This is a genomic window from Paenibacillus marchantiophytorum (assembly GCF_014640555.1).
Lineage (GTDB): Bacteria > Bacillota > Bacilli > Paenibacillales > NBRC-103111 > Paenibacillus_E > Paenibacillus_E marchantiophytorum.
Map to the genome: position 1 here is coordinate 48,108 of NZ_BMHE01000049.1, position 11,444 is coordinate 59,551.

The window sequence follows — 11,444 nt, forward strand, 5'->3', positions numbered from 1 at the left end:
GTTCGAGCGAATAACGGCCCCTAAAGGCTCTTTTCGCGCTCAAAAGTCGCATTCGAGGATCTACGATTCGCTATTTCGCCCAACAAGTGCTCCAATGGGGGTGGTGCCGGAACGTCAGTACGCTATCTCTGTTAGGAAAACGCGCGATTCGGGGGCAAAGCAAGGAAATAAGGGAACCACGTTCCGCGAAAGGGCGGAATCGTTCAAGAGTCAACCAAATAGCGAATCTACGATCCGCGGCGGCAAAACCTGACTCTGTCTATCGCACAAATCATACTCCATCTGCCACACAAGCCATACTCCGTCTGTCACTGCAAGCCGGACTCCATCGTCGCACAGCCAAGCTCACTCAGTCACACTCGTCGAACGCCCCTACGTGGAAGACTTCTCTGAAAGCTCCTGCTTCAGATAGTCATACAGCCTAGAAGCAGCCTGTGTGAGGGGGTGCTCCGCAGGGCCCGAGAGGATGCCGAATGTCATATCAATCAGGCTGCCGCCCAAACTCCGCACCGTCGTTCCCTGCGGGGGAGACTGTACGATAATTCGCGGAACGAGTGCAATGCCGTGGCCGCCTGCCACATAGTGTGGCAGAGCTGTCATGCTGCCAATCTCCATCGTGTCGAGCGGATAGCTTCCTGCTTCCTGCAGTACCATTTCCAACTTTCTGCGATAGGGACAGGTTGAAGAAGTGATGAGCAGTCGATAACCTCGAAGATCATCGGGCTGGATGAGCATTTGCTCAGCAAGCGGGTGATCCTGCTGCATTAAAACGACGAACTCCTCTTTGAACAAAGGTTCAAAATCAAGCTCGGAGCTCCAGTCCGGTGCGGAACATAGCGCCAGATCAATGTTCCCCTTCTGCAGACTTTCGCTCAAGATAGGTGTGCTGGCAAATTCTACGGAAATCCGGATCTTCGGATACTGCTCGAAAAAGCTCGCCAAAACAGCGGGCAGCCGATAGCTCGCGGTCGGCTCCGTGACGCCCAGCCGAACATCGCCTGCATCGCCGATTGCCAAGTCCGCTAAATTCATTTGCAGTTGTTCCATCTGCTTAACAATCTGCAAACTCTGCACATAGAATAGCCTTCCTGCTGCGGTTAAATGAATTTTTTTGCCACGCTCAATGAGCTGCATCCCTAATTCTGCTTCAAGCTTCTGAATCTGCATCGTAACGGTCGATTGCACATAATTCATTTCCTCTGCCGCGCGGATAAAACTGCCGTATTTAACGATGCTCTGAAATGTTTTTAGTGTTTTGAAGTCCATGCCAGCACGCTCCAGCGTTCGATAATTTTGAACACATCATTTAATTTATTCAATTATACAAATAACCCTCTTCCCTTTACAATTATAAATAAAGAGGTAGAGGAGCTGATGGAGGATGAATTTGAACGGTAAAGTGGCTATTGTAACTGGTGGAGGTACTGGGATTGGGAGAGCTACTTGTCTAGCATTAGCGGAGCGAGGGGTCACTGTTGCGGTGAATTATTCGCGCTCTAAGGAGGATGCGGAAGCAACGGCAGCGTTGATCAACAGTAACGGCGGTCGCGCGCTTGCTATTCAAGCCGATGTATCGCAAGATCTGCAAGTAAGAGAAATGGTTGCTTACGTGGTAGGGAATTTCGGATCTATCGATCTGCTTGTGAACAATGCCAGCATCACGCGGCATATGCCATTCGACGACTTGGAGGCGGCAACGGAGGAAGTCTGGGATGACCTCTTTGCTGTAAACGTCAAAGGCATGTATTTCTGCGCACGAGCTGTGGCGCCTCACATCAAGCAAGGAGCGATCGTCAATCTCGGCAGTATTGCCGGACAGACCGGCCTTGGCTCATCGCTTCCCTATGCGGTATCCAAAGCCGCGGTTCACGGGCTAACCAAATCACTGGCGCGCGCTTTGGCGCCGAATATCCGAGTCAACTGCGTCGTGCCGGGAGCGGTCTCTACAAGGTGGTGGACGGGGCGGGAAGCGCAGATGCAGCGCTTAGCCCCTAATCTCCTCTTGCAGCGTATTTCTACGCCCGAGGATATCGCCACAATGATATGCGCAGCCTTGGAGCAAGAAGCCATGACAGGACAACTGATTACTGTTGACAGTGGTCAGACCCTTTAGGAATTCTCGTCCTGGGTCCTGGTCCTGGTTTTGGGTCCTGCTCTTGGTCCTGCTCCTGGCCCAATCCTGGCCCTAGACCCCGCCCCATCCCCTGCCACGCTGCCCGTTTCGCTATTCAGCACCAACGGGCATTTCTTCCCTCGGATTCAACACATTTTCCTCTAAGACAATGAATTTATCCCCGTATTCTTTAATGATATGCCGTTCTCCCCATGAGCACAGAGAATCAAGAATCGATTTCAGACTCCATCCATACTCACTGAGCTCGTATTCGACTTTGGGGGGAACTTGATTATAAACAATCCGATTCACGATGCCATCTTGTTCTAGTTCTCTCAGCTGCTGCGTCAACATTTTTTGCGTAATCCCGGGCATAATACGTTTCAAATCACTTGTCCGTCGTTTCCCATATGTGAGATGACATAGAATGACGCACTTCCATTTGCCTCCGATGACTTCAAGCGTTGCTTCAACGGAAATATTATATTTCTTCTTGGTCATGGTTTTCCTCCCCATCATTGAATGAATTGGATGTACGTTACTTTTTAGTGCCTATAGAACTAAAAAGTGCGTACTGGTCACGAAGGTATGAGTAGTCCATAATAACATTTGCCGGCCGGTAATTCCACACAAATGGGGTAATGCGAATGTTAATCGATCAAAGACGTAGTACCTTGGCACTCCTTGCGTTAGCGATAAGCGCCTTTGCCATTGGAACAACAGAGTTCATCAGCGTCGGGCTGCTGCCCCTTATTGCTGATGACTTACAAATATCCGTAACAACAGCAGGACTAACTGTCACTTTATATGCTTTGGGCGTAATGATTGGCGCGCCGATTCTCACGTCCCTGACCTCAAGGATCTCGCGCAAAACCTTACTGCTCATCATTATGCTCGTGTTCATTGCAGGAAACAGCTTAGCCGCTGTATCACATGGGGTTGTCGTGCTGCTGATAGCCCGCATCATTTCTTCCCTCGCGCATGGGGTGTTCATGTCGATTGGATCAACCATCGCGGCCGATCTCGTCCCTGAGAACCGCAGAGCCAGCGCGATCGCGATCATGTTCTCCGGGCTGACAGTAGCCACGGTTACAGGCGTTCCGCTGGGCACATTGATAGGCCAACAGTTTGGTTGGCGGGTTGCTTTCATGCTGATCGTTGCCATCGGTATCGTGGCTCTGATCTCCAACCTGATTCTGGTCCCGTCATCCGGTTTAAATAAAGGGATCCGCACACCATTTCGCGATCAGGTGAAACTGATTACGAACGGGCGGCTCCTGCTCGCCTTTTCCATTACTGCGATTGGGTACGGGGGTACTTTTGTTGTCTTTACTTATTTATCCCCGCTGCTGCACGACATAACCGGATTCAAGGAGAAAACCGTAGCCATCATTCTTCTGGTATACGGAATCGCTATCGCGATTGGCAATATCATAGGTGGAAAAGCGGCTAATCGCAAACCGATTCATGCCCTGTTCTACATGTTCGCTCTGCAAGCTATTGTGCTTTTCGTGCTTACCTTTACGGCGCCTTTCAAAATTGCAGGATTAATTACCATACTGCTCATGGGCTTATTGGCTTTCATGAACGTTCCCGGCTTGCAGGTTTATGTCGTAATGCTAGCTGAACGCTACGCGCCCAAAGCCAAGGATATCGCTTCTGCTTTTAATATCGCGGCATTCAATGCAGGTATTGCTATTGGAGCTTACCTAGGCGGTATCGTGACCGATACGCTTGGGCTTATTCATACCGCTTGGGTAGGCGGAGCGATGGTGCTTCTGGCTGTCATTTTATCCGGCTGGGCTAAGCATTTAGACAAAAAAGAAACCGTTGCGCAATAAATCATACAATTTGGAGGAGTTACTATGACAACACATTTACAAGCAACAACAACCCTTGCTAACGGGATTCAAATGCCTTGGTTCGGTCTCGGCGTGTTTAAAGTAGAAGAAGGCGCTGAGCTCGTCGAAGCGGTCAAAGCGGCTGTCAGAAATGGCTATCGCAGTCTGGATACAGCGGCCATTTATAACAATGAAACGAGCGTAGGCCAAGGCATACGTGAAGCCCTGTTGGAGACGAAATTGACTAGAGAAGATCTTTTTGTTACTTCAAAAGTATGGAATGCCGACCTCGGTTATGAGGCCACGATAGCGGCCTACGAGACCAGCCTCAAGAAGCTTGGACTTAATTATCTTGATTTATATCTCATTCATTGGCCTGTAAAAGGGAAATATAAAGAAGCATGGCGCGCCCTGGAAACTCTGTACAAAGAAGGCCGTGTGAAGGCGATTGGCGTAAGTAATTTCCAAGTTCATCATCTGGAAGATGTGCTGGCTGATGCGGAAATCAAACCGATGGTGAATCAAGTCGAATATCATCCGCTGCTGAATCAAAAAGCGGTTCGCGAGTTCTGCCAAAGTTCCGGCATCCAGCTTGAAGCCTGGTCCCCTCTGATGCAGGGTCTGCTGCTGGATAATGATGTGTTGAAAGCCATTGCTGATCAGCATGGGAAGTCTGTCGCCCAAATCATTCTGCGCTGGGACCTACAGAACGGTGTCGTCACCATCCCCAAATCAACCAAAGAACATCGCATTATTGAAAATGCCAACGTATTCGACTTCACTCTGACCGATGCGGATATGGCCCTGATCAATGGATTGAACCTGGACCAACGTGTAGGCCCCGACCCAGACAACTTTGACTTCTAATTAGGTAAGAAAAGCGACTTTGCCGCCCTGAGAGATGAGCATCTTCCTAACAGTTTTCAGCAATCTAGCGGATCCTAGTTCCCTTTGGGCTTTGAAATGACAGAGATCGTCGTGTGAAAAGGAACTATGATCCGCTAATTGGCGGGAACTGGGGTAAACGTAGCATGAAAGGGAACTGAGATCCGCTATTTAAGCGGAACCTGCTGATTCTGAACGAGAAATGGCGAAATAGCGGACCATAGTTCTCTCTGGCGTGGAATATGGCGGTTTTTCAGAATTATAGCGCACTGTAGTTCCCTCTGGATCCCTATCATGACACATTTTCCTACAATCGCGGCTTGACGTTCCCTTATCACCGCGCGATTGCAAAGCTAGAGGATCTCATTCTGCCAAATAGCTTGTTTATACCTCCAAACCAGCAGCAATTCGAACAAATAAGTACGTTCACAGCCACCTTGTTCTCATCGCACCGCATCGACGAACCCCTCCATCGTGTTGGGGGCGCCTACAACCCAAGCCTGGAGACTGGCGTCAATCTCCAACATTTCTGGACAAGCTTCACTCACCCCAAAACATATAAATTCTTATATATTGTAAAAAGACGCTATTCCTTTCGCATGCGAGAGAAATAGCGTCTTTTTTGGTGGAATATTTTAGCTAGAATTGGTAAAAAGTAGTGTTAGTTAATTATGGAAGGATGAAGGGAACGACTATGGATACTGAGAACCAAGATATGACTTTAACGGATCGACAGGGTCATCCAATTACGGATAATCAAAATATTCGCACTGTAGGAAACAGCGGTCCTTCGACGCTTGAGAATTATCATTATATCGAGAAAATATCACATTTTGACCGGGAACGGATTCCCGAACGGGTCGTGCATGCGCGTGGTGCCGGGGCTCATGGTTACTTCGAGGCTTATGGTAAAGTCGGCACGGAAGCTGTCTCCACTTATACACGTGCTAAGCTGTTTCAAGAGCCGGGCAAGCGCACGCCTGTCTTTGTCCGCTTCTCCACGGTCGTTCACGGTGGTCACTCGCCCGAAACGCTGCGGGACCCGCGCGGCTTCGCGACCAAATTCTATACCGAAGATGGCAATTGGGACTTAGTTGGCAATAATCTGAAAATCTTCTTCATTCGCGACCCGCTGAAATTCCCTGACATGGTTCATGCATTTAAGCCCGATCCTGTCACGAACCTGCAGAACCCGGAGCGAATGTTCGATTTCGTCTCGAATACACCGGAAGCTACGCATATGATCACCTTCCTCTTCTCCCCTTGGGGCATTCCTGCCAATTATCGGCAAATGCAAGGTTCCGGTGTCAATACCTACAAGTGGGTGAATCAGGAAGGCAACGCCGTTCTCGTGAAATATCACTGGGAGCCAATCAAGCACGCGATTAAGAACCTGACACAGCAAGAAGCTGAAGCTATACAGGCCAAAAATACAAGCCATGCAACGCAGGATTTATACGAAGCGATCGAGCGCGGCGATTACCCGGAGTGGGAGCTATGTGTGCAAATACTTAGTGATGATGAACATGCTGAACTAGATTTTGATCCGCTGGATCCGACTAAGCTGTGGGATCACGAGCAGTTTCCTTTCCTCCCTGTCGGTAAAATGGTGCTGAACCGCAATCCCGAGAACTACTTCGCTGAGGTAGAGCAGGCCGCTTTTGGCACAGGTGTGTTGGTGGATGGTCTGGATTTCTCTGACGACAAGCTGCTGCAAGGGCGAACCTTCTCTTACTCGGATACCCAGCGTCATCGTGTAGGAACGAACTACCTCCAACTGCCGATCAATGCGCCTAAGAAGCGTGTAGCTACGAACCAGCGCGATGGGCAGATGGCGTTTATCGTAGACCGCGCACCAGAGCAGAATCCGCATGTCAATTACGAGCCCTCTTCGCTCGGCGGTTTGAAGGAAGCTGCGCCCTCCGGCCAAGAGCATCAGCCCGCCTATAAAGCCAAGCTGGTTCGCGAGCAAATCAGCCGTACCAATGACTTCAAGCAAGCAGGCGATACGTATCGGAAATTCGCAGATCATGAACGCGATGAATTAATTCATAATTTGGTCGATGCGCTGAACATCTGTGCTCCTGTCATTCAGGCAAAAATGATCGAGCATTTCACGAACGCTGATGCGGAGTATGGTCGCCGGGTTTCCGAAGGCCTCGCACAGGCCAAAAGCCAGATGGCGCCTAACAGTTCGGCTGCAGCTGCCGAGGGTGAAGCCCTCGCTGAGCAATCTGGGCAGCGGACAGACGGCTATTAAAGGTTGACTTTAGTTCGAGCCTCAGCTCGACCTATTAAGAATAACGGCTTCGCCGCCCTGATAGATCAGTCTCTTCTTAGCGGCAAAACCTTGTAAGGGAACTAGAGGACGCTAATTAGGAGAAAAGTAGGGGGGTGTGGTTCATAGCGGAACTACAGGGTCTTAATTCCACGAAAACGTTAAAAATTCCCATAAAACGGCAAAATAGCGTACTGTAGTTCCCTCACCCTCCCGAAAATGACACTTTTAGCTAGAATAGCGTATCGTAGTTCCTTTACATCCGCGAGAGGCAGTTGGAATAACTCCGCGTTCACTCCAAAACATATAAACTCTTATATTTTTAAAAAAGGCAGAATTCGAGTAGATACATCTACGGGAATTCTGCCCTTTACCTATTTGATAGCAATATAAATCTGCACTTGCGTATTCATTGGATCAAAATTGCGGGAATCATACAGCTCGTAATCACCCGTAAATGTCCTTACTTCCTCTGATTCCTGAAAATAGGCCCAAATACCGGCCCATGCTTGCCCAACAACCTCATAAACGGGTCCTTTTTCCGATGTAAATACGAGAAATTTGCTCTCCGGCACAAGCGCACTTGTGAAAATAGGTTCTCCCTGCATCGCGCCTTCGGCAGTTTCGTGTCCAATAATGACTGTATACGCGCCTGTGGCATCACTTTCATAATCCGTGTAGAGCGCATAAATTAGGTTGCCATTGTTTGTTGGTAGTTGAGCAGCAATCTGACTTCCGAAATAGGATTCCCACAGCTGCGGGAGCCGCCCGTTCGGTCCCATTTCTTCTGCATTGGTCGTGCGAACACTAACACCTGTTAATTGTATCGCTGGTTTATTGATTGTATATGTTGTCATAAATCGGCCTCATCTCCTTGTAGTTAGACTCAGTATACAGGGGTAAACTGGACAGCTATCTGTCCAGTTTGGCGTAGCGTCCAATTATTTTATAAGCACGACTTACTAATTCCTCGGCAACATGAGCAGGCTCTTCAACCGTGACTTGTTCGCCGTAACTGAGAAGCATGCCATAAAACCAATCGTCCTCCACAAATTGGCCTTTCACTTGTATAGTGCCATCCTCGTGTACCGTGATTTGGTCCGGATGAAAGGAATCGCCGACACGGTGCCGCACTTGATGCTCGAATGTAAGCACTGCATCCAGCTGCTTATGCTTGGACCACTCCGTATCCCAGGTATAGCTGTCTAGCGACGGTACTTGCCGAGGCACAAACGTCTGATCGAGCATCAGCAGATTCTGAATACGCGATAAGCGAAACACTCGAAACTCGCTTCGCAGTGTGCAATAGGCCTGTAGGTACCAGAGATGTCCTTTGAGAATGAGAGCCGCGGGTTCAAGGACCCTTTCACTCTCAGTGCCATTCATATTTAAATAGGTGATGCTCACCCTTGTTGCCTTGGCGATGGCGAGCCTGAGTTGATTTACTTTCTCCCTTGCCGCGGGCCCTTGCCCCCAAGGGTTGAAATCGAAAACAATCCCAGGTCCCTTCTGCTCCCTATGCGCATGATCCGCTTTGCTGAGCAGCGCTTGTACCTTATCCAGCAGCGTACCTAGCATTCGATCATCCACGGCTGTGTGGATCCCTTTCACCGCAGCGACCATCGCATCTATTTCGCTCAAGGTCAGGAATTGCCTAGCCATCGCGTAAGGCTCTATGATCTCAAACCCGCCGGAGATTCCTTGATGCGCCACAATCGGAATGCCCGACTGATTTAAGGTTTCCATATCGCGATAAATCGTCTTCGTGGAAACCTCGAAGCGATCGGCCAGTTCCTTCGCGCTAACGCGTCCGCGATTCAGCAGTAGAACCGTCATCGCGAGCAAGCGATCGATTTTCATTTATTCCTTCATCTGCAGCAAGGCTGCGTCCCAAACCCGAATTACTTTATCGCACCAACTGTCGAATTCAGGGTCCTCTTTCTGCAATTCTGGATGAGCCAGGATGTTGGCGATCGCCATCTGAATGCCTTGGTCGAAGCGCGTTGTAGCCGAGAAGTCAGGCACAAGCCTTTTCAGCTTCGCATTATCAAAAACAACGGAATTGGCCTTGTCGCCCAGCAATCCACCTCTATAATCCTGTGGGCTGCATGCCGCCAGGAAATCCGATGACACATGTACAGCCTTCAGCTCGACACCGAGAGCATCCGCGATGGCCTCATAGATTTGATTCCAGGTCAACGTCTCATCGGAAGTAATCTGAACCGACTCTCCAATGGCATGAAGATTGCCCATGAGTCCAATAAAACCTTTGGCAAAATCGGTATTATGCGTCATGGTCCACAGCGAGGTTCCGTCTCCATGAATAATCACCGGCTTATTGGCCAGCATCCGCTTCGCGACCTGCCAGCTTCCGTTGCTGCCGTGCACGCCAAGTGGAATCGATCGATCATCATAGGTATGACTCGGCCTTACGATCGTAATCGGGAAGCCGTGTTCGCGATATTGCTTGATCAAATAGTCTTCACAGGCAATTTTATTTCTAGAATAGGCCCAATACGGGTTGGATAATGGCGTTCCTTCCGTAATCCGATAATCAGACAAAGGCGTTTGATAGGCGGAAGCGGAGCTTATGAATAGAAATTGTTTCGTTTTATCCTTAAATAACCGATAATCCCGCTCCAACTGCGCAGGTTCATAAGCGATGAAGTCAGCCACAACATCAAATTTCAGATCATGGATTAGACTAGCTACCTTCGCTTCATCATTGATATCCGCTTGAAGGATCTTAGCACCTGCCGGTAAATCCACATTCCTCGTACCTCGGTTCAGGAGATACAACTCGCATCCTTGTTCTACTAATTGCCTGGTAATGGCTGAGCTAATGGTCCCTGTTCCTCCAATAAATAGCGCTTTCATCATCCACCTCCGTCACATGTAGCTTAACCATAGCATGTGTCCTTGCGGATGACAACTTGGACAGAAGGGAGAATTCAGCTTTGCAGCGCTCTAAAATAACGATAAATCCGATCCAGCTTCGCTGTCTGTTTCCCCTTCGGACTTTCCATGTTGCCAAACTCGAAAAACTTTACTTTTTTGATGCCGACAAAATTAAATAAGGCTTTCCTCATCAATACCTTATGGGCATTATTCAGCCAGTACAGCGGATACAAGGCAGGTCCCTTCATGGTGGAAATGCAGACAACGGATCTCCCCTTGAGGAGCCCTTCCGGCAGGAGTCCGCCCTTATCCCGGTATGCGAAGCCCGAAGCAAACATTTGGTCGATGTAGCCCATAAGCATGGCCGGGGGACGTCCCCACCAGATCGGGTAGACCAGCACTATTTTATCAGCCCATAGAAGTTGAGTGCGATATTCGGCGAGTCTCGGCTCGGCATGCATATCCCTTCTGCGTTTCTCTTTGTTAAAAATCAGGATCGGATCAAACTGCTCCTCATACAAATCCAGTACTTTTATTTCTTCTATATGAGGATTCTCACTGCTTCCCTGGATGACTTTCTGCAAAAAAGCATAGCTTAAACTTTGATGATTCGGATGCGTATAAATAATTAACGTTTTCATGGGACGACGAGCACCTCTTTACTTATCATTTGATAACAAAATCCTATCACGTTCCTTTTTAGTTGTCAAATGATAATTGTTTTTTGATAATAAATTTGATATCGTGGAGATGAGGTGATCTCGTTGGACCAAAAGACAATTTTCCATAAATTTGTTTCCTTTATCGCAGCTGTCCATGAAGTTAAGCATGACTTCACTAAAGACGTTAAACTGGATGACATTACACCCGTTCAATATGCCATTCTTGAATATCTGGCGGTAAGCCAGCCTGTTACTTTAAGCCAAATCAGCGACTGTATGCATATGTCCATGCCGAATACGAGCCGTGAGCTCAAGAAACTAACCGAGAAACACCTGTGCGAAAAGACGACGGATCCGGGCGATCAGCGCAAGCAGTTCATTCGTCTTTCAGACAACGGGCAAGCTATGATGGATGCAGCCTTCGAAGGCTTGGAAGCCCGCTTCTTGCAGCGGATTCAGCATGCCTCCGCGGATGATCTGGCAGCCATTGAGCATGCGCTGGATGTGCTTTCCGCGAATGTGTTTTATCCGCCCAAAGCGTAGAGGGTCCTAACGAACCCAATAACCTTTATTTGATCAAAATGGGGCAATTTGAAAAATCTAATGAATCCCCGACGCGTTATCTCAAGCAAACGGTCACCATTTCCAGAAGCTTTGCAAAAAACCTAACATGAATATTTCGTTAGAATATATTCCTAAATATGTAATTAAATGATGTATTTTTCTGGACAAAACACAAAAAAACCCCTAAGGTCGAGTTACAGACA

Annotated in this window: 11 protein-coding genes and 1 pseudogene; 6 read left to right on the forward strand and 6 right to left on the reverse strand. The window is 48.5% G+C overall.

What is annotated here, in order from left to right; translation table 11 throughout:
• A partial coding sequence (locus IEY34_RS37030; RefSeq protein ID WP_229757906.1) for a hypothetical protein occupies positions 1–253 on the forward strand: 253 nt, incomplete at its 5' end.
• A 119-nt stretch (positions 254–372) separates the two neighbouring features.
• On the opposite strand, the gene IEY34_RS29600 is transcribed toward IEY34_RS37030, so the two are convergent.
• On the reverse strand, positions 373–1,266 hold the full coding sequence (locus IEY34_RS29600; protein ID WP_189018881.1) for a LysR family transcriptional regulator: 894 nt from the start codon (positions 1,264–1,266) through the stop codon (positions 373–375).
• Between the two features lie 115 nt (positions 1,267–1,381).
• On the opposite strand from IEY34_RS29600, the gene IEY34_RS29605 reads away from it, so the two are divergent.
• The gene (locus IEY34_RS29605) at positions 1,382–2,113 is read left to right on the forward strand and encodes an SDR family NAD(P)-dependent oxidoreductase (protein ID WP_189018883.1); all 732 of its coding nucleotides are present in this window, start codon (positions 1,382–1,384) and stop codon (positions 2,111–2,113) included.
• 111 nt (positions 2,114–2,224) lie between these two features.
• On the opposite strand, the gene IEY34_RS29610 is transcribed toward IEY34_RS29605, so the two are convergent.
• Positions 2,225–2,614 (reverse strand): winged helix-turn-helix transcriptional regulator, encoded by a 390-nt coding sequence (locus IEY34_RS29610; RefSeq protein ID WP_189018885.1) that lies wholly within the window; start codon positions 2,612–2,614, stop codon positions 2,225–2,227.
• 146 nt (positions 2,615–2,760) lie between these two features.
• On the opposite strand from IEY34_RS29610, the gene IEY34_RS29615 reads away from it, so the two are divergent.
• The 3 genes and pseudogenes from IEY34_RS29615 to IEY34_RS29625 form a co-directional block, all read left to right on the forward strand.
• Positions 2,761–3,954: an MFS transporter gene (locus IEY34_RS29615; protein ID WP_189018887.1), complete on the forward strand. Its 1,194-nt coding sequence runs from the start codon at positions 2,761–2,763 to the stop codon at positions 3,952–3,954.
• A gap of 24 nt (positions 3,955–3,978) precedes the next feature.
• The gene (locus IEY34_RS29620; RefSeq protein ID WP_189018888.1) at positions 3,979–4,821 is read left to right on the forward strand and encodes an aldo/keto reductase; all 843 of its coding nucleotides are present in this window, start codon (positions 3,979–3,981) and stop codon (positions 4,819–4,821) included.
• Between the two features lie 736 nt (positions 4,822–5,557).
• Positions 5,558–7,099: pseudogene (locus tag IEY34_RS29625) on the forward strand (catalase); the annotation flags it as partial.
• 392 nt (positions 7,100–7,491) lie between these two features.
• On the opposite strand, the gene IEY34_RS29630 reads toward IEY34_RS29625, so the two are convergent.
• The 4 genes from IEY34_RS29630 to IEY34_RS29645 all read right to left on the reverse strand — a co-directional run bounded on the left by IEY34_RS29630 (position 7,492) and on the right by IEY34_RS29645 (position 10,656).
• Entirely contained in the window at positions 7,492–7,974 is a 483-nt protein-coding gene (locus IEY34_RS29630) for a GyrI-like domain-containing protein (protein ID WP_189018892.1), read from the reverse strand.
• Between the two features lie 55 nt (positions 7,975–8,029).
• The gene (locus IEY34_RS29635) at positions 8,030–8,977 is read right to left on the reverse strand and encodes a helix-turn-helix transcriptional regulator (protein WP_189018894.1); all 948 of its coding nucleotides are present in this window, start codon (positions 8,975–8,977) and stop codon (positions 8,030–8,032) included.
• Positions 8,978–9,994 (reverse strand): SDR family oxidoreductase, encoded by a 1,017-nt coding sequence (locus IEY34_RS29640; RefSeq protein WP_189018908.1) that lies wholly within the window; start codon positions 9,992–9,994, stop codon positions 8,978–8,980.
• Between the two features lie 74 nt (positions 9,995–10,068).
• A complete protein-coding gene (locus tag IEY34_RS29645) occupies positions 10,069–10,656 on the reverse strand; it encodes an NAD(P)H-dependent oxidoreductase (protein ID WP_189018896.1) in 588 nt (195 codons plus the stop codon).
• A gap of 123 nt (positions 10,657–10,779) precedes the next feature.
• On the opposite strand from IEY34_RS29645, the gene IEY34_RS29650 reads away from it, so the two are divergent.
• Complete coding sequence (locus tag IEY34_RS29650; protein ID WP_189018898.1) at positions 10,780–11,220, forward strand: MarR family winged helix-turn-helix transcriptional regulator; 441 nt, start codon at positions 10,780–10,782, stop codon at positions 11,218–11,220.
• Positions 11,221–11,444 lie beyond the last annotated feature (224 nt).

What these genes read in the sequence shown, in the direction of transcription:
- IEY34_RS29635 (WP_189018894.1), bottom strand. Translation starts at nt 8,977, where the DNA reads ATGAAAATCGATCGCTTGCTCGCGATGACGGTTCTACTGCTGAATCGC.
- IEY34_RS29600 (WP_189018881.1), bottom strand. Translation starts at nt 1,266, where the DNA reads ATGGACTTCAAAACACTAAAAACATTTCAGAGCATCGTTAAATACGGC.
- IEY34_RS29620 (WP_189018888.1), top strand. Translation starts at nt 3,979, where the DNA reads ATGACAACACATTTACAAGCAACAACAACCCTTGCTAACGGGATTCAA.
- IEY34_RS29605 (WP_189018883.1), top strand. Translation starts at nt 1,382, where the DNA reads ATGAATTTGAACGGTAAAGTGGCTATTGTAACTGGTGGAGGTACTGGG.
- IEY34_RS29645 (WP_189018896.1), bottom strand. Translation starts at nt 10,656, where the DNA reads ATGAAAACGTTAATTATTTATACGCATCCGAATCATCAAAGTTTAAGC.
- IEY34_RS29615 (WP_189018887.1), top strand. Translation starts at nt 2,761, where the DNA reads ATGTTAATCGATCAAAGACGTAGTACCTTGGCACTCCTTGCGTTAGCG.
- IEY34_RS29610 (WP_189018885.1), bottom strand. Translation starts at nt 2,614, where the DNA reads ATGACCAAGAAGAAATATAATATTTCCGTTGAAGCAACGCTTGAAGTC.
- IEY34_RS29630 (WP_189018892.1), bottom strand. Translation starts at nt 7,974, where the DNA reads ATGACAACATATACAATCAATAAACCAGCGATACAATTAACAGGTGTT.
- IEY34_RS29640 (WP_189018908.1), bottom strand. Translation starts at nt 9,994, where the DNA reads ATGAAAGCGCTATTTATTGGAGGAACAGGGACCATTAGCTCAGCCATT.